This window comes from Agromyces sp. NPDC055520 (assembly GCF_053619715.1).
The window spans coordinates 97,660-119,208 of the sequence record NZ_JBSHJY010000005.1 but is presented as its reverse complement, the minus strand read 5'-3'; the positions used below and the strand labels follow the sequence as shown (position 1 = coordinate 119,208).

Annotated in this window: 19 protein-coding genes; 18 read left to right on the top strand and 1 reads right to left on the bottom strand. The window is 69.7% G+C overall.

Going from position 1 to position 21,549, the window contains the following annotated elements; translation table 11 throughout:
* Positions 1–6: 6 nt before the first annotated feature.
* The 17 genes from mraY to ACWGST_RS04530 all read left to right on the top strand — a co-directional run bounded on the left by mraY (position 7) and on the right by ACWGST_RS04530 (position 19,561).
* On the top strand, positions 7–1,104 hold the full coding sequence (gene mraY / locus ACWGST_RS04610) for a phospho-N-acetylmuramoyl-pentapeptide-transferase (RefSeq protein ID WP_452045466.1): 1,098 nt from the start codon (positions 7–9) through the stop codon (positions 1,102–1,104).
* Positions 1,104–2,645, top strand: a complete 1,542-nt coding sequence (murD, locus tag ACWGST_RS04605) for a UDP-N-acetylmuramoyl-L-alanine--D-glutamate ligase (protein ID WP_452045486.1) — start codon at positions 1,104–1,106, stop codon at positions 2,643–2,645. The genes mraY and murD overlap by 1 nt, the downstream gene beginning before the upstream one ends.
* Entirely contained in the window at positions 2,605–3,873 is a 1,269-nt protein-coding gene (ftsW, locus tag ACWGST_RS04600) for a putative lipid II flippase FtsW (RefSeq protein WP_452045465.1), read from the top strand. The genes murD and ftsW overlap by 41 nt, the downstream gene beginning before the upstream one ends.
* Positions 3,870–4,994: an undecaprenyldiphospho-muramoylpentapeptide beta-N-acetylglucosaminyltransferase gene (gene murG, locus ACWGST_RS04595; RefSeq protein WP_452045464.1), complete on the top strand. Its 1,125-nt coding sequence runs from the start codon at positions 3,870–3,872 to the stop codon at positions 4,992–4,994. The genes ftsW and murG overlap by 4 nt, the downstream gene beginning before the upstream one ends.
* 118 nt (positions 4,995–5,112) lie before the next feature.
* Positions 5,113–6,516, top strand: a complete 1,404-nt coding sequence (murC, locus tag ACWGST_RS04590) for a UDP-N-acetylmuramate--L-alanine ligase (RefSeq protein ID WP_452045463.1) — start codon at positions 5,113–5,115, stop codon at positions 6,514–6,516.
* A gap of 247 nt (positions 6,517–6,763) precedes the next feature.
* The gene (locus ACWGST_RS04585) at positions 6,764–7,660 is read left to right on the top strand and encodes an FtsQ-type POTRA domain-containing protein (protein WP_452045462.1); all 897 of its coding nucleotides are present in this window, start codon (positions 6,764–6,766) and stop codon (positions 7,658–7,660) included.
* 206 nt (positions 7,661–7,866) lie between these two features.
* Positions 7,867–9,069: a cell division protein FtsZ gene (gene ftsZ / locus ACWGST_RS04580; RefSeq protein ID WP_452045461.1), complete on the top strand. Its 1,203-nt coding sequence runs from the start codon at positions 7,867–7,869 to the stop codon at positions 9,067–9,069.
* Positions 9,066–9,773, top strand: coding sequence for a YggS family pyridoxal phosphate-dependent enzyme (locus tag ACWGST_RS04575; RefSeq protein WP_452045460.1), 708 nt, complete (start codon positions 9,066–9,068; stop codon positions 9,771–9,773). Before ftsZ ends, ACWGST_RS04575 begins: the two co-directional genes overlap by 4 nt.
* Positions 9,774–9,806: 33 nt before the next feature.
* Positions 9,807–10,283 (top strand): cell division protein SepF, encoded by a 477-nt coding sequence (locus tag ACWGST_RS04570; RefSeq protein WP_074259250.1) that lies wholly within the window; start codon positions 9,807–9,809, stop codon positions 10,281–10,283.
* Positions 10,284–10,289: 6 nt separating this feature from the next.
* Positions 10,290–10,607: a YggT family protein gene (locus ACWGST_RS04565; RefSeq protein ID WP_452045459.1), complete on the top strand. Its 318-nt coding sequence runs from the start codon at positions 10,290–10,292 to the stop codon at positions 10,605–10,607.
* A gap of 116 nt (positions 10,608–10,723) precedes the next feature.
* Complete coding sequence (locus tag ACWGST_RS04560; RefSeq protein WP_452045458.1) at positions 10,724–11,419, top strand: DivIVA domain-containing protein; 696 nt, start codon at positions 10,724–10,726, stop codon at positions 11,417–11,419.
* A complete protein-coding gene (lspA, locus tag ACWGST_RS04555; RefSeq protein WP_452045457.1) occupies positions 11,409–12,029 on the top strand; it encodes a signal peptidase II in 621 nt (206 codons plus the stop codon). The genes ACWGST_RS04560 and lspA overlap by 11 nt, the downstream gene beginning before the upstream one ends.
* On the top strand, positions 12,029–12,949 hold the full coding sequence (locus ACWGST_RS04550; RefSeq protein ID WP_452045456.1) for an RluA family pseudouridine synthase: 921 nt from the start codon (positions 12,029–12,031) through the stop codon (positions 12,947–12,949). Before lspA ends, ACWGST_RS04550 begins: the two co-directional genes overlap by 1 nt.
* Before the next feature lie 88 nt (positions 12,950–13,037).
* Positions 13,038–16,571: a DNA polymerase III subunit alpha gene (dnaE, locus tag ACWGST_RS04545; RefSeq protein WP_452045455.1), complete on the top strand. Its 3,534-nt coding sequence runs from the start codon at positions 13,038–13,040 to the stop codon at positions 16,569–16,571.
* A 44-nt stretch (positions 16,572–16,615) separates the two neighbouring features.
* The gene (gene hisD, locus ACWGST_RS04540; protein WP_452045454.1) at positions 16,616–17,923 is read left to right on the top strand and encodes a histidinol dehydrogenase; all 1,308 of its coding nucleotides are present in this window, start codon (positions 16,616–16,618) and stop codon (positions 17,921–17,923) included.
* 71 nt (positions 17,924–17,994) lie between these two features.
* Positions 17,995–18,468, top strand: coding sequence for a transcriptional regulator NrdR (gene nrdR / locus ACWGST_RS04535; RefSeq protein WP_452045453.1), 474 nt, complete (start codon positions 17,995–17,997; stop codon positions 18,466–18,468).
* Between the two features lie 40 nt (positions 18,469–18,508).
* On the top strand, positions 18,509–19,561 hold the full coding sequence (locus ACWGST_RS04530; RefSeq protein WP_452045452.1) for a quinone-dependent dihydroorotate dehydrogenase: 1,053 nt from the start codon (positions 18,509–18,511) through the stop codon (positions 19,559–19,561).
* A 102-nt stretch (positions 19,562–19,663) separates the two neighbouring features.
* Here ACWGST_RS04530 and ACWGST_RS04525 read toward each other — a convergent pair whose 3' ends face one another.
* Positions 19,664–20,722: an App1 family protein gene (locus ACWGST_RS04525; protein ID WP_452045451.1), complete on the bottom strand. Its 1,059-nt coding sequence runs from the start codon at positions 20,720–20,722 to the stop codon at positions 19,664–19,666.
* A 105-nt stretch (positions 20,723–20,827) separates the two neighbouring features.
* Between ACWGST_RS04525 and ACWGST_RS04520 the strand changes: the two genes are divergently transcribed.
* Positions 20,828–21,502 (top strand): TetR family transcriptional regulator, encoded by a 675-nt coding sequence (locus ACWGST_RS04520; RefSeq protein WP_452045450.1) that lies wholly within the window; start codon positions 20,828–20,830, stop codon positions 21,500–21,502.
* Positions 21,503–21,549 lie beyond the last annotated feature (47 nt).

The following is a 21,549-nucleotide window of genomic DNA, read 5'->3' as shown; positions in this document are numbered from 1 at the left end:
GTTCGCATGAGAGCACTGCTGACCGCTGGGGCGTTGTCGCTCGCCTTCACGCTGTTTCTGACTCCGCTGTTCATCCGGCTGTTCGTTCGGCTGGGCTGGGGCCAGTTCATCCGCGACGACGGGCCGCAGAGCCATCACGTCAAGCGCGGCACGCCCACGATGGGCGGCATCATCTTCATCCTCGGCACCCTCTTCGGGTACTTCGTCGCGACGCTCCTCGTCTCGAACGAGCCACCGACGGCCTCCGGCCTGCTCGTGCTCTTCATGATGGTCGGCCTCGGCGCCGTCGGGTTCATCGACGACTTCCTGAAGACCCGCAAGAAGCAGAGCCTCGGGCTCGGCGGTTGGGCGAAGGTCAGCGGCCAGGTGATCGTGGCGGGCGTGTTCGCGCTGCTCGCGCTGCAGTTCCCGAACGACTTCGGCGTGACGCCGGCGAACACGAAGATCTCGTTCATCAGAGACCTGCCGCTCGACTTCATGGTGTTCGGCACCATCGTGGGCGTCATCCTCTACGTGCTATGGATCTGCCTGCTCACGACCGCCACCTCGAACGCCGTCAATGTGACGGACGGTCTCGACGGCCTCGCCACCGGCGCGTCGATCCTCGCGATCGGCTCGTTCGTGGTCATCGGGTTCTGGCAGTTCAACCAGTCGCGCTTCAGCGAGAACCTCAACCCGAGCGACGTCTACCGTTCGTACGACGTTCGCGATCCGCTCGACATCGCGATCGTGGCCACGGCGATCGTCGGCGGTCTCATCGGCTTCCTGTGGTGGAACACGAACCCGGCGAAGATCTACATGGGCGACACGGGTTCGCTCGCGCTCGGCGGTGCGCTCGCAGCGCTCGCGATCGTCAGCCACACCGAGTTGCTGCTGCTGCTCATCGGCGGCCTGTTCGTCATCGAGACGGGCTCGGTGATCGTGCAGCGCGCGTACTTCAAGCTCACGCACGGCAAGCGCATCTTCCTGATGAGTCCGATCCACCATCACTTCGAGTTGAAGGGTTGGGCGGAGGTCACGATCGTCGTGCGCTTCTGGATCATCGGCGGCCTGCTCGTCGCCGCCGGCGTCGGCGCCTTCTACTTCGAATGGCTGCAGAGCTGATGACGGATGCTGCTGCGCCCACCGTCGATCGACTCGACACGCTGACCAGCTGGCACGCCGACTGGCGCGGTCTCCGCGTCGTGGTCATGGGGCTCGGGGTCACGGGTTTCGCCGTCGCCGACACCCTGACCGAGCTCGGCGCGACCGTGCTCGTGACGGCGCCCGAGGTCGACGACGACCGTGCACGCATCCTCGAGGTCATCGGGGCCGGTCTGCTGCGGCATCCACTCGACGCCGTGCCCGTCGAGATCGTCGACTTCGCGCCCGAGCTGATCGTGGCCTCGCCCGGGTTCCATCCCGACCACCCGGTGCTCACGTGGGCGGCCGACTCGAAGATCGCGGTCTGGGGCGATATCGAACTCGCCTGGCGGGTGCGCGACAAGATCAATACCGCCGAGTGGATCCTCGTCACCGGCACGAACGGCAAGACGACGACCGTGCAGATGGCGGCGACCTTCCTCGCCGCGAACGGCCTGCGTGCCGCGCCGTGCGGCAACATCGGGGTGCCCGTGCTCGACGCCGTGCGCGATCCGGGCGGGTTCGACGTGCTCGTCGTCGAGCTCTCGAGCTACCAACTGCACCACCTGCCGACTTCGGGGCCCGGCGCCCTGCACCCGTGGGCGAGCACCGTGCTGAACGTCGCCGACGACCACCTCGACTGGCACGGCTCGTTCGAGGCCTATCGTGCCGCCAAGGCGACCGTCTACGAGAACACGAAGGTCGCGTGCGTCTTCAACCGCGCCGACGACGCCACCCGCCGCATGGTCGAAGACGCCGAGGTCGAAGAGGGCGCCCGCGCCATCGGTTTCGGCCTCGACGTGCCGGGGCCGAGCGACTTCGGGGTCGTCGACGGCATCCTGTGCGATCGCGCCTTCCTCGACGACCGTCGTTCGGCGGCGCTCGAGATCACGACGCTCGACGAACTCGAACCGCGCGGCCTCGCCGTGCCGCACGTCGTCGCCAACATCCTCGCCGCGTCGGCCCTGACCCGTTCGTTCGGGGTTCCGGTCGGCGTGATCCACGACGCGCTCGGCGAGTTCCGGCTCGACGCGCACCGCATCGAGACGGTGGCGGTCTCCGGCGGCATCCGCTGGGTCGACGACTCGAAGGCGACCAATCCGCACGCGGCCGAGGCGTCGCTGCGCTCGTTCGGCAAGGTCGTCTGGATCGTGGGCGGCCTCTTGAAGGGGGTCGACGCCGACGCACTCGTGGCGGCGCATGTTCCGCGGCTGCGGGCCGCGATCGTGATCGGCCTCGATCGTGCCGCGCTCGTCGCCGCGTTCCGCCGACACGCCCCCGAGTTGCCGCTCTTCGAAGTCGTGACGGATGACACTGAGACGGTGATGCCCGACGCGGTCGCGCTGGCCGCGGCGGTCGCCGAGGAGGGCGACACCGTTCTGCTCGCGCCCGCTGCGGCGTCGATGGACCAGTTCGCCGACTACGGCGATCGCGGACGGCGGTTCCACACTGCGGTCGGTTCGATGCTGGGGGGTGAGGCGGATGGCGACTCCGCCCCGCGCGAGCCGCTCCCCGGAGCCTGACCGCCCGGGGGTCTCGGCAGCCCGTATCAAACTCGGCCGGGTCTTCCGGGTCGAGTCGGCCGACTACTTCCTGCTGCTCGGCACGACGCTCTTCCTCGTCGTCTTCGGACTCGTCATGGTGCTCTCCGCCTCCGTCGTGCAGTCGCACCTCGAAGACGAGAGCTTCTTCGCGCAAGCGCTGCGTCAGGGCATGTTCGCCGTCTTCGGCATCCCGATCATGCTCATCGCGAGCCGCATGCCCGAGAAGTTCTGGATGCGGCTCGCCTGGCCGACCCTCATCGTCTCGTGCGCCCTGCAGCTGCTCGTGGTCGCGACGCCGCTCGGCATCGAGGTCGGCGGCAACACGAACTGGATCCAGCTCGGACCCATGCAGTTCCAGCCCTCCGAGCTCATCAAGGTCGCCCTCGTCATGTGGCTCGGCCTCATCGTCACGAAGAAAGAGGCGCTGCTCGGCGATTTCGTGCACGGCATCCTGCCGATCGTGCTCGTCGGCGGCGGCGCGATCGGGCTGGTGCTGCTCGGCGGCGACCTCGGCACGGTCATGATCATGGGCGCCATGCTGCTCGGCGCGCTCTTCCTCATCGGCGTCAGGCTGCGGCTGCTGCTGCCGCCGATCTTCGCCGCCGTCGTGATCTTCGTGCTCGTGGCGGTCTCGAGCGACAACCGCATGCGGCGCATCACCTCGTTCCTCGACGCCAATTGCGAGAGCGGCGGCACGGGCGACGCCATCAGCGACTGCTGGCAGATCCAGCACGGCTCGTTCGCGCTGGCCAACGGCGGGGTCTTCGGCGTCGGTCTCGGCAATTCGGCGGCGAAGTGGTCGTGGCTGCCGGCAGCCGACAACGACTTCATCTTCGCGATCATCGGCGAAGAGCTCGGCCTGATCGGGGCGATCGTCGTGATCGCGATGTTCGTCGTGCTCGCCGTGGCGCTCGGGCGGGTGCTTCGCGGTGCGCGCACGCCGTTCGCCCGTGCGGCCACCGCATCGGTGCTCGTGTGGATCGTCGGTCAGGCGTGTGTCAATATCGGTGTCGTGCTCGGTGTCTTCCCTGTTCTCGGCGTTCCCCTGCCGCTCGTCTCCGCGGGCGGCACGGCGCTGCTCACGACCCTCTTCGCGATCGGCATCGTCTTGTCGGTCGCGCGCGACCCAGAGGCCCCAGCGCGGGCCGCGGCACGCGCGGCGGCGCGCAAGAGCGGTCGCGCCGCGACCACGCGGGCCGTGCGATGACCACCTACCTGCTCGCCGGCGGTGGCACCGCCGGCCACGTCAACCCGTTGCTCGCCGTCGCCGACCGGTTGCGCGAACGCGACCCCGAGGCGACCGTGCTCGTGCTCGGCACCGCCGAGGGCCTCGAGGCGCGGCTCGTGCCGGCTCGCGGCTACGAACTCCTGACGATCGCGAAGGTGCCGTTCCCGCGGCGGCCGAACCGCGCAGCCGTGGCGTTCCCCGCCCGCTTCCGCGCTTCGATCGCCGAGGTGCGCCGCATCATCGACGAGCGCGGCGTCGACGTCGTCGTGGGGTTCGGCGGCTACGTCTCGACGCCGGCCTACCTCGCCGCCCGTCGCGCCGGCATCCCGGTCGCGATTCACGAGGCCAATGCGCGCCCCGGTCTTGCGAACCGCCTCGGCGCTCGCTTCGCGGCGACGGTCGGCGTCGCCTTCGAGGGCACGCCGCTGCCGGGCGCTCGTCTCGTCGGCATGCCGCTGCGTCGCGAGATCGAGACGCTCGATCCGGCCGGCTTGCGAGCTGAATCCGCCGCGCACTTCGGCCTCGACCCGTCACGGCCCGTGCTGCTCGTCACCGGCGGCTCGCTCGGCGCGCGGCGCATCAACCGAACGATGGTCGATTCGGCCACCGCCGTGACCGCGGCGGGCTGGCAGGTGCTGCACGTGACGGGCGCGAGATCCGAGGTCGCCGACCCCCGCATCGCCGACTACCGCATGGTCGAGTACGCCGACCGCATGGACCTCGCCCTCGCCGTCGCCGATGCGGCGGTCTCGCGCGCCGGGGCGGCGACGGTCTGCGAGCTCTCGGCGCTCGGCATCCCCGCGGTCTTCGTGCCGTACCCGGTCGGCAACGGCGAGCAGCGCTTCAACGCGGCGGGCGTCGTCGCAGCCGGGGGAGCGGTGCTCGTCGACGACGCCGACTTCGTGCCGTCGTGGGTCGAGGCCACCCTGCTACCGATGCTCGCCGACGCCGATCGCCTGCGCACGATGGCGGCCGCTGCCGCCTCCGTCGGATTCCGCGACGGCACCGACCGCATGGTCGCCCTCGTCGACGAGGCGCTCGGCGCCGCGCCCGACGGGGCGCTCGGCGGGGCAGCCGACGACGGCCCGCAAGGCGCGTAACGTGGAGTGAGCGGATGCCGCGGCATCCGCTCGCTCGAAATCCAGACGCATCGGCGTCCCGCATCCGCAAGCACTCGACCGCAAGCACTCGACCGCAGCCAGGAAGAATCGCAGCACCGTGACGATCAAGCCCGACCTCCAAGCCCAGATCCCCGCCGAACTCGGCGCCGTGCACTTCGTCGGCATCGGGGGATCCGGCATGAGCGGCATCGCCCGCCTCATGCTCGGCGACGGGCACCGCGTCACCGGATCCGACGTGCGCGATTCCGCCAACATCGCCGCCCTCCGCGAACTCGGCGCCGAGATCGCGATCGGCCACGACGCCGCGAACCTCGGCGACGACATCGACACCGTGGTCGTGACGGGCGCCCTCTGGGAGGACAACCCCGAGTACCGCCTCGCCCTCGAACGCGGCCTGCCGGTGCTGCACCGCTCGCTCGCCCTCGCCGCGCTCATCGCCGGTCGTCGCCTCGTCTCGGTCGCGGGAGCCCACGGCAAGACGACGTCGACCGGCATGATCGTCACGGGCCTGCTGGCCCTCGGCGAAGACCCGAGCTTCGTCAACGGCGGCGTCATCGAGGGACTCGACGTCTCGTCGGCGGCCGGCGACGGCGGACTGTTCGTCGTCGAGGCCGACGAGTCCGACGGCTCGTTCCTGCTCTACGACACCTCGGTCGCGCTCATCACGAACGTCGACCCCGACCACCTCGACCACTACGGTTCGCGCGAGGCCTTCGAGCAGGCCTTCGTGGCGTTCGGCGACGGGGCGCGCGAGCTCGTCGTCGTCTCCGCCGACGACGCCGGCGCGAAGCGGGTCACCGAGAAGCTCTCGCACGAGCGCGTGGTCACCTTCGGTCAGGCGGCGGATGCCACGGTGCGGGTGCACTCCGTCGAGACCGACGGCCCCGTCGCATTCGCCGTCGACTACGCCGGCGAGACCTACCGGGCGACCCTCCGGATCCCCGGGCTGCACAATGCGATCAACGCGGCGGGGGCGTTCGCGGTGCTCGTCGGCCTCGGCTTCGACCCCGCGGCATCCCTGGCCGGCATCGCCCGCTTCGCCGGCACCGGCCGCCGCTTCGAACTGCACGGCACGGTCGGCGGCGTGAGCGTCTACGACGACTACGCCCACCATCCGACCGAGGTCGCGGCCGCGCTGGCCGCCGCGCGCACCGTCGTGGGCGAGGGCCGCATCATCGCGGTGCACCAGCCGCACACCTACAGCCGCACGCAGACCTTCGCGAAGGAGTTCGCCGAGGTGCTCGAGCAGTACGCCGACGAGACGGTCGTGCTCGACGTCTACGGTGCGCGCGAAGACCCCGTGCCGGGTGTGACGGGAGCGCTCGTGAGCGAGCGCTTCGCCGACGCCTCCCACGTCGCCTACGTGCCCGATTGGCAGCAGGCCGCCGACTACACCGCGAGCATCGCGCGCGAGGGCGACTTCGTGATCACGCTCGGCTGCGGCGACGTCTACCGCATCGTGCCCCAGTTGCTCGGTTCGCTCGAGCGCGAGCGCGGATGACGCCGGAGCCTGCGTGAAACGGCCACAGGGGTTCGATGCGCCGGTCGCGCGGCCGCCGCGCGCAGCGCCGCGAGAGACGGCCCGCGAGCCGAACCGAGCGGAGCCGCGTGCGGGGGATCGTGACCCGCAGGGCGCGGCGACTCCCGGAGCGCGACCCGTGGCGCGGCCTGCAGCACCGCTCGCGGCGCCACGGGGCACGCCCCGCGGCACTCGTGCCGACGACGTCTCGACAGAGCCGATCGCGATCGTGACCGCCGCGCCATCGGCATCGGCTGCGCCCTCCACGACCCCGGGCGCGTCGGCGACCCCGGGTGCGCCGGCGACCCAGGGCGCGTCGGCGACCCACGGCGCGCCGGGCGCGGACCCGACGCCGAAGTCGGCGCGGGCCGCGAAGCGCGAGTTGGCCGCCGCGGGCCGCGAGCGGCGCAAGTACGAGCGGCAGGAGGTGCGTCGGTTCACGAAGCGCTCGCGACGCCGCCGCATCGCATGGTCGGTCGTGCTCGGTTCGATCGTCGCCCTCGTGGCCGTCGTCGGGGTCGGCGCGTACTCGCCGCTCATGGCCCTGCGAGAGGTTCGGGTCGAGGGGGCCGCGCGCATCCCGGCGGCCCAGGTGCAGGCGGCGTTCGCAGATCAGCTCGGCACCCCGCTGCCGCTCATCGCGAGCGCCGACGTGCTCGCCGCACTCTCGAAGTTCCCGCTCATCGAGACCTACTCGACCGAGACGATCCCGCCCGGCACGCTCGTCGTGCGCATCGTCGAGCGCGTGCCGGTCGGCGTCGTCGACACGGGTTCGGGCCTCGAACTCGTCGATGCCGCGGGCGTCGTGATCGATCGGCCCGACGAGGTGCCCGACGGCCAGCCGCTCATCGTCGCCGAGGGCGGTGTCGCCGGCGAGGGGTTCCGTGCGGCGGCCGCGGTGATCAGAAGTCTGCCGCCCGAGGTGCGCGGCCAACTCGTCGGGGCCTCCGCGGCGACCGCCGACGACGTGCGCCTCGAACTCTCGAGCGGTGCGACGGTGGTGTGGGGCAGTGCCGAGGAGTCGGAGACGAAGGCGGCGGTGCTCGCCCGGCTCATGGTCGCGGCGCCGCCCGACACCGTCGGCGAATACGACGTGTCGTCGCCGTCGAGCGCTGTGACCCGATGATCGGGCCGCCGCCCGCCGAATCACATCGAAGCACCTCGAATCGCCCCGAACCTGAGTCGATCCGCCGGGCGGTTCGCGACACGCGGGAGCGCCTTGCGCCGCAGACCGTGCGGTGCGCATACCGTCATCTCAGGAATTGCATACTCAGCAAAACTTTAACCTTCGACTAGAGGTTCAGGGTTCAGAGTTCGCACGGAAGGCCGGTCATGTCGACAAACCAGAACTACCTCGCCGTCATCAAGGTCGTCGGCATCGGCGGCGGCGGTGTCAACGCCGTCAACCGCATGATCGAACTCGGGCTCCGCGGAGTCGAGTTCATCGCGATCAACACCGACGCGCAGGCACTGCTCATGTCGGACGCCGACGTGAAACTCGACGTGGGGCGCGATCTCACTCGCGGCCTCGGCGCGGGTGCAGACCCCGAGGTCGGCCGCCGCGCGGCCGAAGACCACGCGGAGGAGATCGAGGAGGCGCTCGCGGGCGCCGACATGGTCTTCGTCACCGCGGGCGAGGGCGGCGGCACCGGCACGGGCGGCGCGCCCGTGGTCGCTCGCATCGCGAAGTCGATCGGTGCGCTCACGATCGGTGTCGTCACGAAGCCGTTCGGGTTCGAGGGCAAGCGCCGCCAGACCCAGGCCGAGCAGGGCGTCGCACGCCTGAAGGAAGAGGTCGACACCCTCATCGTGGTGCCGAACGACCGCCTGCTCGAGATCAGCGACCGCGGCATCTCGATGCTCGAGGCCTTCGCCACGGCCGACCAGGTGCTGCTCGCCGGTGTGCAGGGCATCACCGACCTCATCACGACGCCCGGTCTCATCAACCTCGACTTCGCCGACGTCAAGTCCGTCATGCAGGGCGCCGGGTCCGCGCTCATGGGCATCGGCTCCTCACGGGGGGCCGATCGCGCCATCAAGGCCGCAGAGCTCGCCGTGGCGAGCCCGCTGCTCGAGGCGTCGATCGACGGCGCGCACGGCGTGCTGCTCTCGATCCAGGGCGGGTCGAACCTCGGCATCTTCGAGATCAACGACGCCGCTCGCCTGGTGCAGGAGGCGGTGCACCCCGAGGCGAACATCATCTTCGGCGCCGTCATCGACGACACGCTGGGCGACGAGGTGCGCGTGACCGTCATCGCCGCCGGATTCGACGGCGGCGAGCCGAACTCGAAGCCCGTCGAGGCGCGGCGCACGAATTTCGTGCCCGCTGCCGTCGGCGCCGCGGTCGGCGCCTCCGTCGGCGGCGGTGCGATCTCCGGCGAGGCGGCCGACGTCATCGCCGAGATCGACATCGACGAGCTCGTCGAGACGGCGAACTGGGGCGAGGTCGAGACCGCGACGGCCGACCAGATCGTCTCCGACCCGGCCTTCGACGCAGATGACGACGACCTCGACATCCCCGACTTCCTGAAGTGAACGACGCCTCCGGCCCCGGCACTGCGCCGGCCGCGGACTCGCCGGCCGGTCGCCTCGCCGAGGTGAGCGCTCAGGTGACGGATGCTGCGCGCCGCGCGGGCCGTGACCCGGGCGAGATCACGACGATCGTCGTCACCAAGTTCCAACCCGCGTCGCTCGTCGAACAGCTCGCGGCGCTCGGGGTGCGCGACGTCGGCGAGAACCGCCACCAGGAGGCGCAGGCGAAGGCCGCAGCGCTCGCGGCACTCGGGCTGCGCTGGCACTTCGTCGGGCAGTTGCAGAGCAAGAAGGCCAGGCAGGTGCGCGCGTACGCCTCGGCGATCCACTCGGTCGACCGGCCGGCGCTCGTCGACGCACTGCGTTCCGACGAGGCATCCGTCGACTGCTTCGTGCAGGTGAACCTCACTGACGACCCCGGCCGCGGCGGCGTGGCGCCCGACGAGCTCGAGGCGCTCGTCACGCAGGTGCTGCAGACCCCCGGTCTGCGGCTGCGCGGCCTCATGGCGGTCGCGCCGCTCGGCGAACCCGCACGACCGGCGTTCGCCCGCGTGCGTGCGATGTCCGAGCTCGTGCAGCGACTCGACCCGAGCGCACGCGATCTGTCCATGGGGATGTCGCACGATTTTCGCGACGCGATCATGGAGGGTGCGACACACCTGAGAATCGGAACGGCAATCACCGGGAATCGGCCGGTCGCCGGTTAACCTCGAAGAGACGGAACACAGACGGAGGCAGCGATGTCGAACCCGCTCAAGAAGACGATGGTCTATCTCGGACTCGCCGATGAAGAGCTCGAAGAGGAGACCACGCAGGCTCACGCGCCCGCACCGGTGACCCCGGTCGCGAACGCCGCGCCTGCACCGAGGACCGGTGCATCGGTGACGCCGCTGCGCAAGAACCATGTCCAACCGAGCACACCGCAGGCGGAGATGAACGAGATCCTGACCGTCCACCCGCGTCAGTACCGTGACGCGCAGGTGATCGCCGAGTCCTTCCGTGAGGGAGTGCCCGTGATCATCAACCTCTCGCAGATGTCGGATGCCGACGCGCGGCGTCTCATCGACTTCGCGAGCGGCCTCTCGCAGGGCCTCTACGGCAAGATCGAGCGGGTGACGAGCAAGGTCTTCCTGCTCTCGCCCGCCCACGTGGTCGTCTCGGGGGAGACCGGCGAGAGCGAAGGCGACGTGGACGCGTCGTTCTTCACGCACGCGTAGCCCGCCGTGGGTGCGCTGCTCGTCGTCTGGAACATCCTCTACTTCCTGCTGCTCATCTACTTCTTCGTGATGTGGGGGCGGTTCGTGCTGGATCTCGTGCGGACCTTCAATCGGTCGTGGCGCCCCACCGGCGCCTGGCTCGTGGTCGTCGAGGCCGTCTACAGCCTCACTGATCCGCCCGTGCGCTTCTTCCGACGGCTCGTACCGCCGATACGCATCGGCCAGATCGCATTGGATCTGGGGTGGAGCCTGGCCATGCTCGTCGTGATCGTCGCGATGACCGTGGTGTCGTTTCTGCAGCAGGCGGCGTCCGTGCCAGGCTGACGATCTGCTGCAAGGGTCGAGGTCGTGACGAACGGCACTCACGACTCCGAGGATGTCTTTGCTACCGTTAGCTGAACGTGATCGAACGAGTTCGACAGATTTGAGGGTGGACAGCCATGGCGCTAACTCCGGAAGATGTGGTCAACAAGCGCTTCCAAGCGACGAAATTCCGCGAGGGCTACGACCAAGACGAGGTCGACGACTTCCTCGACGAGGTCGTGGTGGAGCTTCGCCGACTGAACGGGGAGAACGAAGAGCTGCGTCAGCGGCTGTCCGCGGCCGAGGCCCGTGCTGCGGAGGCCGCCAAGGCTCCCGCCGCCGCTGCGCCGGCAGCTGCCGCGGTCTACACCGAGCCTGCGGCTCCGCCGCCCACGGTCGCGGTGCCGATGCAGCAGCCCGTCTCGCAGCAGTCCGACTTCGATGAGCAGGCCAGCACGACCAACCTGCTGCAGCTCGCGCGTCGACTGCACGAAGAGCACGTCCGCGAGGGCGTCGAGAAGCGCGATGCGCTCATCGCCGAGGGCCACGCCACCGCGGCACGGGTCGTCGCCGAGGCAGAGGCCAAGCAGCGCGCCCAGATCGGCGTGCTCGACCAGGAGCGTGTCGCACTCGAGAAGCGCGTCGACGAACTCCGCGTGTTCGAGCGCGACTACCGCGCGAAGCTCAAGAACTACATCGAGGGCCAGCTGCGCGAGCTCGACACCGCCGCTCCCGTGCAGGTGGCCGGCAACCAGGGCTTCTCCTCGCCCGTCGGCGCATCGGGCCTGCCCGCTGAGCAGCCCGCTCCGACGTTCCAGGGCTTTGGAGGCTGAGCGGGCCGCGAAGGTCGGCTCCACCACCGCCCTCCTGGTCGTGGCCGGCGCCGCACTCGCGGCGTACGGCCTCGACCAGTCGAGCAAGCTCCTCGTCGTCGGCAATCTGACCGAGGGCGAGATCGTGCCGGTGCTCGGGTCGCTGCTGCAGTGGCAGTTCGTGCGCAACCCCGGCGCGGCGTTCTCGCTCGCCAGCGGCATGACGTGGATCTTCACGATCCTCGCGGCGGGCGTCATCACCTTCATCGTGTGGTTCGCACGGCGCATCCGCTCGATCGCGTGGGCCGTGGTCTTCGGCCTGCTGCTCGGCGGCGTGCTCGGCAATCTGACCGACCGGCTCTTCCGTGAGCCGTCGTTCGGCCTCGGCCACGTCGTCGACTTCATCTCGACGCCCTGGCTCATCCCCGCGATCTACAACATCGCCGACATCGCGATCGTCTCGAGCATGGTGCTCTTCATGATCCTCACCATCCGCGGCGTCGGCCTCGACGGTTCGCGCGAAGTGCGTGCGGCGAAGAGCGGATCCGACGTCACCGGGCCGAACGAAGCGCCGGCGGCCGCCTCGGCCGAGGGCGACGCCCCGCTTCGAGAAGCCGTCACCGGCGCCTGATGGAGCACCGTTCGTTCCCCGTTCCCGACGGGCTCGAGGGTTCGCGCGTCGACGCGGGCCTCGCGAAGCTGCTCGGCTTCTCACGGACACTCGCGGCCGACATCGCCTCCGCCGGGGGCGTGTCGCTCGACGGCGCACCCGTCGACAAGTCCGACCGACTGCGTGCCGGCGCCTGGCTCGAGGTGAGCTGGGAGGAACCCCGCGGCCTCGCGATCGATCCGATCGCGGTGCCCGACCTCGGCATCATCCACGACGACGACGACCTCGTGGTCGTCGACAAGCCGGCCGGCGTCGCCGCCCACCCGTCGGTCGGCTGGAACGGCCCGACCGTCGTCGGGGCGCTCGCTGCCGCCGGCTTCCGCATCTCCACTTCGGGGGCATCCGAACGCCAGGGCGTCGTGCACCGGCTCGATGCGGGCACGAGCGGCCTCATGGTCGTCGCCAAGTCGGAGCGCGCCTACACCGAGCTCAAGCGCCAGTTCCACGACCGCGAGGTCGAGAAGATCTACCACACGGTCGTGCAGGGCCACCCCGACCCGCTCGCGGGCACGATCGACGCGCCTGTGGGGCGCCATCCCCGATCGGAGTGGAAGTTCGCGGTCACGGCCGAGGGCAAGCACGCCGTCACCCACTACGAGACCATCGAGGCGTTCCCCTACGCGTCGCTGCTCGAAGTGCACCTCGAAACCGGCCGCACCCACCAGATCCGCGTACACATGGCCGCGCAGCGGCACCCGTGCGCCGGCGACTCGATGTACGGCGCCGATCCGACGCTCTCGGCGAAGCTCGGCCTCGAACGCCAGTGGCTGCACGCCAAGCAGCTCGCGTTCACCCACCCGGGCGACGGCGAATGGACGACCTTCGTGTCGGAGTACCCGGCCGATCTCGCGCACGCGCTCGGCGTGCTGCGCGGCGACTGAAACAGGCCGATCGCGTGCCTCGGGGCCGGGCGTCGTCCGGTCGCCGTAGACTTTCCGAAGACCCCCGGAACACACTCGCAACACCCCGATGAGGAGCCCAGTGGCCACCGATTCCTTCGTCCATCTGCACGTGCACAGCGAGTACTCGATGCTCGACGGCGCAGCGAGGGTGGGGGAGCTCATCCAGGCTGCGAAAGGCGAGGGCATGCCCGCCGTCGCGATCACCGACCACGGCAACGTGTTCGGTGCCTACGACTTCTGGAAGCAGGCGACCGACGCCGGCATCAAGCCCATCATCGGCACCGAGGCCTACATCACGCCGGGTACGGCGCGGGGCGACAAGACCCGCGTGCGGTGGGGCAACGGCGGCGGCGACGACGTCTCGGGTTCTGGCGCCTACACGCACATGACCCTGCTCTCGGAGACGACCGAGGGCATGCACAACCTCTTCCGTCTCTCGAGCCGCGCCTCGATCGAGGGCTACTACTTCAAGCCCCGCATGGACCGCGAGCTGCTCTCGATGTATTCGAAGGGCCTCATCGCGACGACCGGCTGCCCCTCGGGCGAGGTGCAGACGCGTCTGCGCCTCGGGCAGTACGACGAGGCCGTCAAGGCCGCGTCCGACTTCCGCGACATCTTCGGCAAAGAGAACTACTTCGCCGAGATCATGGACCACGGCCTCGGCATCGAGCGCCGCATCATGGAAGACCTGCACCGGCTCGCGAAAGACCTCGATCTGCCGCTCGTCGCCACGAACGACCTGCACTACACGCACGCGGCCGATGCGAAGAGCCATGCTGCGCTGCTCTGCGTGCAGTCGGGTTCGACGCTCGACGACCCCAACCGCTTCAAGTTCGACGCCGACGAGTTCTACCTGAAGACCGCGGCCGAGATGCGGCACGTCTTCCGCGACTATCCAGAGGCCTGCGACAACACCCTGCTGATCGCCGAGCGCGCCGACGTGAAGTTCAACACGAACGCCAACTACATGCCGCGGTTCCCGGTGCCCGAGGGCGAGAGCGAAGACACCTGGTTCGTGAAAGAGGTCGACCGCGGCCTCGAGGTGCGCTACCCGAACGGCATCCCGGCCGAGGTGCGCAAGCAGGCCGACTACGAGGTCGGCGTCATCCTGCAGATGGGCTTCCCCGGCTACTTCCTCGTCGTCGCCGACTTCATCAACTGGTCGAAGAACAACGGCATCCGCGTGGGGCCGGGCCGTGGGTCCGGTGCCGGTTCCATGGCCGCGTACGCCATGCGCATCACCGATCTCGACCCGCTGCAGCACGGGCTCATCTTCGAGCGGTTCCTGAACCCCGACCGCGTCTCGATGCCCGACTTCGACGTCGACTTCGACGAGCGGCGCCGCGGCGAGGTCATCAGGTACGTCACCGAGAAGTACGGCGACGAGCGCGTCGCCCAGATCGTCACCTACGGCACGATCAAGGCGAAGCAGGCGTTGAAAGACTCGGGCCGCGTGCTCGGCTTCCCCTTCTCGATGGGCGAGAAGCTCACGAAGGCGATGCCGCCTGCGGTGATGGGCAAAGACATCCCCCTCACGGGCATCTTCGACACGAAGCATCCACGATACAAAGAGGCCTCCGACATCCGGGCCATCGTCGAGACCGATGCCGAGGCGAAGACCGTCTTCGACACGGCGCTCGGCCTCGAGAACCTGAAGCGCCAGTGGGGCGTGCACGCCGCGGGCGTGATCATGTCGAGCGATCCGCTGATCGACATCATCCCGATCATGAAGCGCGAGCAAGACGGTCAGATCGTCACGCAGTTCGACTACCCGGCGTGCGAGTCGCTCGGCCTCATCAAGATGGACTTCCTGGGGCTGCGCAACCTCACGATCATCGACGACGCCCTCGACAACATCGAGGCCAACCGCGGGCATCGGCCGGTGCTCGAAGACCTCGCCCTCGACGACCAGGGCGCCTACGACCTGCTCTCGCGGGGCGACACGCTCGGCGTCTTCCAGCTCGACGGCGGGCCGATGCGGTCGCTCCTGCGTCAGATGAAGCCCGACAACTTCGAAGACATCTCGGCCGTCATCGCGCTCTACCGCCCCGGCCCCATGGGCGCGAACTCGCACATCAACTACGCACTGCGCAAGAACGGCCTGCAGGAGATCACCCCGATCCACCCCGAGTTCGAGGAGTCGCTCCGCGAGATCCTCGACACGAGCTACGGCCTGATCATCTATCAGGAGCAGGTCATGGCGATCGCGCAGAAGGTCGCCGGGTTCTCGCTCGGTCAGGCCGACATCCTGCGCCGCGCGATGGGCAAGAAGAAGAAGTCCGAGCTCGACAAGCAGTACGAGGGCTTCTCAGGAGGCATGAAGGCCAACGGCTATTCGGATGCCGCGATCCAGAAGCTCTGGGAGATCCTGCTCCCCTTCTCGGACTACGCGTTCAACAAGGCGCACTCGGCCGCCTACGGCGTGCTCAGCTACTGGACCGCCTACCTGAAGGCGCACTACCCGGCCGAGTACATGGCCGCGCTGCTCACGAGCGTCGGCGATGCGCGTGACAAGCTCGCGCTCTATCTGAACGAGTGCCGTCGCATGGGCATCAGGGTGCTGCCGCCCGACGTCAACGAGTCGATCGGCTACTTCGCCGCCGTCGGCGAAGACATCCGCTTCGGGCTCGGCGCCGTGCGCAACGTCGGGTTCAACGTGGTCGACGCGATCCGTGGCGCTCGCGAGTCGAAGGGCCGGTTCGAGTCGTTCCACGACTTCCTGAAGAAGTCGCCGCTGCCGGTGGCGAACAAGCGCACGGTCGAGTCGCTCGTGAAGGCGGGCGCGTTCGACTCGCTCGGGCACACGCGTCGCTCGCTCGTCGAGATCCACGAGGGATCGGTCGAGTCGGTGGTGAAAGAGAAGCGGGCCGAAGAGGTGGGCGACTTCGGCTTCGACTTCGACAGCCTCTTCGACGACGCAGAGCGGGATGCCGCGCCGTCGCTCGTGCCCGAGCGCCCCGAGTGGCCGAAGAAGCAGAAGCTGGCCTTCGAACGAGAGATGCTCGGGCTGTACGTGTCGGAGCATCCGCTCGACGGACTCGAGGCGCCGCTCGCGAAGCATGCGTCGACGTCCATCCTCGATCTCACCACCTCGGATTCGACCCAGGATGCCGACACCGTCACGGTCGCGGGTCTCGTCACGAGCGTGCAGCACCGCATCGCGAAGGCCTCGGGCAACCAGTACGGCATGATCACGGTCGAAGACTTCTCGGGCGAGATCACCGTGATGTTCATGGGCAAGGCCTACCAGGAGTTCGCGCCCGGCTTGCAGGCCGACTCGATCGTGGTCGTGCGCGGGCGGGTCAGCCTGCGCGACGACGGCATGAACCTGCACGCCTACAGCGTGTTCACGCCCGAGCTCGGCCAAGACGAGGACTCGGGCGTCGTGAAGATCACGCTGCCCGATCAGCGGGCGACGCAGGAGACGACCGAGGCGCTGCGAGACGTGCTCGTGCGTCATCGCGGGGAGACCGAGGTTCGGATCACGCTGACGAAGGGCCGCGTCGGTCGCGTCTTCGAGGTCGGAACCTACCCGGTGCGCGTGACCGCCGACTTCTACGGCGAGCTGAAGAGCCTGCTCGGCCCGAACTGCCTCGTGTGACGGGCAAGCGTGCGCGCCACAGCATCTCGATAGGCTGGAACCAAATGTTGCGCACCATCGACCTTCGTGGCACCCGACCGACGACCGCCGGGCTGCTCGCCCTCGTGCCCCGCGCGGCGACCGACGTCTCGGCCGCGCTCGACGCCGCCCGCGCGATCGTCGACGAGGTGCGCGAGCACGGCGAGACCGCCCTGCTCGACCAGGCCGAACGTTTCGACGGCGTGCGCCCGGCTGCGGTGCGCGTGCCGGCCGGCGAACTGGCGGCGGCGCTCGACGGCCTCACCCCCGAGATCCGTGCGGCGGCGCTGCAGACGATCGATCGCGTGCGTGCCGCGAGCGAGGCGCAGGTGCCGGCGCCGCGCACCACCGAGCTCTCGACCGGAGCCGTCGTCGAGCAGCGATGGCAGCCCGTCGCCCGCGTCGGTCTCTACGTGCCGGGCGGCAAGGCGGTCTACCCGTCGAGCGTGATCATGAACGTCGTGCCGGCCCAGGTCGCCGGCGTGCGGTCGATCGCACTCGCCTCCCCGCCCCAGGCCGAGTTCGGCGGTCGCATCCACCCGACGATCGCGGGCATCGCGGCGCTGCTCGGCATCACCGAGGTCTACGCGATGGGCGGCGCAGGAGCGATCGGGGCGTTCGCGTACGGGGTCGACGACATCGGCCTCGAGCCCGTGCAGCGGGTCACCGGGCCGGGAAACGTGTTCGTGGCCGCGGCCAAGCGGGTCGTGCAGTCGGTCACGGGCATCGACGCCGAAGCCGGGCCCACCGACATCCTCGTCATCGCCGACGACGGCGCCGACGCCGACTACGTCGCGGCAGACCTCGTGAGCCAGGCCGAGCACGACGAACTGGCCGCCGCCGTGCTCGTCACCGACTCGGCCGAGCTCGCGGCCCGCGTCGTCGAGCGGCTCGAGGCCAGGGTCGCGGGCACCAAGCACAGCGCACGGGTGCGTGCCGCGATCGAGGGCGCCCAGTCGGCGCTCGTGCTCGTCGACGACCTCGAGCAGGCCGCCGACTTCGCGAACGCGTTCGGCCCCGAGCACCTCGAGATCCAGGTGCGCGACCCCGATGCCACGCTGGCCCGCATCGAGAACGCCGGCGCGATCTTCGTGGGCTCCTTCTCGCCGGTCAGCCTCGGCGACTATGCGGCGGGGTCGAACCACGTGCTGCCCACCGGCGGCCAGGCCCGCCACGCCTCCGGTCTGTCGGCGTCGACTTTCCTGCGGCCGCAGCAGGTCGTGCGTTACGACGAAGCGGCGCTGCGCGAGGTGGCACCGGTCATCGCCGCTCTCTCGACCGAGGAGGACCTGCCCGCCCACGGGGAGGCCGTCACCGCCCGTTTCCCGCGCTGAGCCCCGAGCTGAGCCCCGAGCTGAGCGCCCGAGCTGAGCGCCACGGCGGTCGCCGCTAGGCTGGGAGCACCATGTACTGTCCCTTCTGCCGCCACCCCGATTCCCGCGTCATCGACTCCCGTACGAGCGACGACGGGCTCTCGATCCGGCGCCGCCGCCAGTGCCCCGAGTGCGGGCGCCGCTTCTCGACGACCGAGACCGCGAGTCTCGTCGTCATCAAGCGCAGCGGGGTCGTCGAACCGTTCAGCCGTGAGAAGGTCGTGCTCGGCGTGCGAAAGGCCTGCCAGGGTCGCCCGGTGACCGACTCCGACCTCGCGGTGCTCGCGCAGAAGGTCGAAGAGACGATCCGCTCGACCGGTGCCTCGCAGATCGAGGCGAACGACATCGGCCTCGCGATCCTGCCGCCGCTCCGGGAGCTCGACGAGGTGGCATACCTGCGGTTCGCAAGCGTCTACCAGGCCTTCGACTCGCTCGACGACTTCGAGTCCGCGATCGACCAGCTGCGCCAAGAGCACGGCCGACTGCCGGCACGACCGGTCGAGTGACGTCGGTGCCGCTGCTCCCACTCGGGTAGCCTGAGGCGCGATGTATCGACTTCTCTTCTCCGCTTTCCTCTCCCGTATGGACCCGGAAGACGCCCACCATCTCGCGTTCCGCGTCATCCGGAATCTGCCGACGCTCGGCTTCGGCAGATTCGTCGAGCGGTTCACCGCACCCGACCCGTCGCTCGCCGTCGAGGCGCTCGGCCTGCGGTTCCCGTCGCCGTTCGGCGTCGCGGCCGGCTTCGACAAAGACGGCTTCGCGGTGCGCGGGCTCGGCAACCTCGGATTCGGACACGTCGAGGTCGGCACGATCACGGCGGTCGCCCAGCCCGGCAATCCGCGCCCTCGGCTCTTCCGCCTGGTGAGCGATCGCGCGCTGGTCAACCGCATGGGGTTCAACAACGGCGGTGCGGATGCCGCGGCCGGCCGTCTCTCGCGATTGTCGCGCCGTCGCGACCGCCCGGTGCTCGGCGTCAACATCGGCAAGAGCCGCGTGACGGCAGTCGAGGACGCCGTCGCCGACTACGAGCGCAGCGCCCGCGTGCTCGCCCCGTTCGCCGACTACCTCGTGGTCAATGTGAGCTCGCCGAACACACCGGGCCTGCGCGGACTGCAAGAGATCGACTCGCTGGCACCCCTGCTCGAGGCCGTACGGGCCGCCGCCGGCGACACACCGCTGCTCGTCAAGATCGCCCCCGACCTCGACGACGCCGAGATCGTGCGCATCTGCGAACTCGTGGGCCGCCTCGGGCTCGACGGCATCATCGCCACGAACACGACGATCTCTCGCGAGGGGCTTCGCGCCGCGGCATCCGACATCGAGGCCATCGGTGCCGGCGGGCTTTCCGGTGCACCGCTCGCGGCCCGTTCGCTCGAGGTGCTCCGGCTCATCCGCGCGCACGTGCCCGCCGAGCTGTGCGTCGTGTCGGTCGGCGGTGTCGAGACCGCGGCCGACGTGCAAGAGCGCCTCGACGCGGGCGCCACGCTCGTGCAGGGCTACTCGGCCTTCATCTATCGCGGCCCGTTCTGGGCCAGGCAGGTCAACCGCGGGCTGGCCCGATTCGCTCGCGATCGCAGCATCGCCGTCGCGGCGTGACGACGCGCACGCCGCGGGGGCTTCGGCGACCCAGAATCTGGCGACCCAGAATCTGGCGACCCTGATTCTTCGGCGCCCTGAGTCCTCGGCAGCCCTGAGGCTTCAGAGCACGCCGAGCTCGGCGAGGCGGTCGGCGATCGTCGAACCGTCGCTCGCCGACACCCACGGCACTCCCGACGCGTGCTGCTCGCCCTTGGTGCGTCCGCCGGCGAGCACGGCTTCGCCCTTCGAGAGGCGTCGAATCGCGACCGCGGCGACCCGATCGGGGTGTTCGAGCGCGAACCGTTCGTAGTGCTCTTCGTCGTGCTGCCCGTCGTCGCCGATCAGGAGCCACCGCACCTCGGGGAACTCCTCGGCGAGGCGGCGCAGATTCTCCTGCTTGTGCTCCCGGCCGCTGCGGAACCAGCGGTCGTGCGTCGGCCCCCAGTCGGTCAGCAGCAGCGGCCCGGCGGGATACAGGTTGCGCGAGAGGAATCGGGTCAGCGTCGGCGCGACGTTCCAGGCTCCCGTCGACAGGTAGATGACCGGCGCGCCGGGGTGGGAGCGCACGAGCCGCTCGAACAGCACCGCCATGCCCGGGGTCGGGATGCGGGCGTGCTCGTCGAGCACGAAGGTGTTCCAGAATGCCACGAACGGGCGGGGGAGCGCGGTCACCATCACGGTGTCGTCGACGTCGGAGATGATGCCGAACCGCACATCGGGTCCGACGATCCAGATCGGCGCCTCGACCGACTCCGACCCCTCGGTGTGCAGGGTCGCCCGGTGCCACCCGGGTTCGAGCGAGACCGCGACCTTCGTGTCGACCACGCCGCCGCGGTCGGCGAGCACCTCGATGCGTTCGCCGCCGATCTCGATCACCACCGGTGCGTCGCGAACCGGCACGCTCGTGAAGCTGCGCCATCCGCGGATGCCCTGTTCGCCCCGGCGGCGTCGGCGCTTCGACGTCTCATTCGGATCGACCGGCCTGCTGAGCAGCACGCGGCAGAGCACGCGCACCCACTCGGTGGAACCGTAGCCCGTGTACGGCACGACGGTCGGCACATGGCCGCGACGCCTGGCCCAGCGTTCGCGGATGTCGTGCATTCGGTCTTCGAGGCGCGCGGCACGGTGCCGGACCTGTGGCTCGCGTTGTCCGGCCGGAAGGGGGGAGCTCGCCGGCATCCACACAGTCTGTCATGCGACGACATCGCGTCGCGAAACGGGCCGCGAATGGTCGGATGACGCGTTCCGCTCCGGGTAGAGTGGACGGGCAACTGAGGAGGTTCCGTGCCGAATGTCGACCTGATCCTGGGGGCCGATCCGAGCCGGAGACGCTCGATCCGAACCGAGCCGACCCAGCGACGCAGCACACAGCGGCTCGATGCGCTGCTCGACGCTGCCGCCGAGATCGTCGACGAGTCCGGCTTCGAGCGCCTGACCACGCAGATGGTCGCCGAGCGCGCCGGCGCCTCCATCGGGACGGTCTACCGCTACTTCCCCGACCGCGTCGCCGTGCTCTACGCCCTGCGTGAGCGCTCGGTGCGCCGATACCGCGAGCGCGTCGCCGACGACATGGTCGGCGTCGACCTCGTCAGCTGGTGGCACGTCATGGACATGGCGATCGACGCGTGCGCCGCGATGTACCGCGACGAGCCCGGCTTCAGCGTCGTGCACGCCGCGCGTCGCGAGACCCCCGAGGGCGATGTCGAGCCCGAGCTCGCGCACCGCCTCGCCCGCCTGATCGAGGCGGAGTTCGGCGGCGACCTCGACCTGCCCGAGCTGCGGTTCCGCCTCGGCGTCTCGATCGAGCTCGGCGACGCGCTCATCAGCCGGGCGTTCGAACGCGACGAGACCGGCGACGACCGCTACCTGGCCGAGGCGAAGCGCCTCGTGCACGACTACCTCGCCGAGCACCTCGGCGAGGCGCGGGCGACGGGCGACTCCGCCAGCAGCGCGGCCTGACGCGCGTTTCGAGACGACGCGCCGCCCCGTGCTCGTTGCCTCGGCGC

What these genes read in the sequence shown, in the direction of transcription:
- mraY (WP_452045466.1), top strand. Translation starts at nt 7, where the DNA reads ATGAGAGCACTGCTGACCGCTGGGGCGTTGTCGCTCGCCTTCACGCTG.
- murD (WP_452045486.1), top strand. Translation starts at nt 1,104, where the DNA reads ATGACGGATGCTGCTGCGCCCACCGTCGATCGACTCGACACGCTGACC.
- ftsW (WP_452045465.1), top strand. Translation starts at nt 2,605, where the DNA reads ATGGCGACTCCGCCCCGCGCGAGCCGCTCCCCGGAGCCTGACCGCCCG.
- murG (WP_452045464.1), top strand. Translation starts at nt 3,870, where the DNA reads ATGACCACCTACCTGCTCGCCGGCGGTGGCACCGCCGGCCACGTCAAC.
- ftsZ (WP_452045461.1), top strand. Translation starts at nt 7,867, where the DNA reads ATGTCGACAAACCAGAACTACCTCGCCGTCATCAAGGTCGTCGGCATC.
- ACWGST_RS04570 (WP_074259250.1), top strand. Translation starts at nt 9,807, where the DNA reads ATGTCGAACCCGCTCAAGAAGACGATGGTCTATCTCGGACTCGCCGAT.
- ACWGST_RS04560 (WP_452045458.1), top strand. Translation starts at nt 10,724, where the DNA reads ATGGCGCTAACTCCGGAAGATGTGGTCAACAAGCGCTTCCAAGCGACG.
- ACWGST_RS04550 (WP_452045456.1), top strand. Translation starts at nt 12,029, where the DNA reads ATGGAGCACCGTTCGTTCCCCGTTCCCGACGGGCTCGAGGGTTCGCGC.
- dnaE (WP_452045455.1), top strand. Translation starts at nt 13,038, where the DNA reads ATGAGGAGCCCAGTGGCCACCGATTCCTTCGTCCATCTGCACGTGCAC.
- hisD (WP_452045454.1), top strand. Translation starts at nt 16,616, where the DNA reads ATGTTGCGCACCATCGACCTTCGTGGCACCCGACCGACGACCGCCGGG.
- nrdR (WP_452045453.1), top strand. Translation starts at nt 17,995, where the DNA reads ATGTACTGTCCCTTCTGCCGCCACCCCGATTCCCGCGTCATCGACTCC.
- ACWGST_RS04530 (WP_452045452.1), top strand. Translation starts at nt 18,509, where the DNA reads ATGTATCGACTTCTCTTCTCCGCTTTCCTCTCCCGTATGGACCCGGAA.
- ACWGST_RS04525 (WP_452045451.1), bottom strand. Translation starts at nt 20,722, where the DNA reads ATGCCGGCGAGCTCCCCCCTTCCGGCCGGACAACGCGAGCCACAGGTC.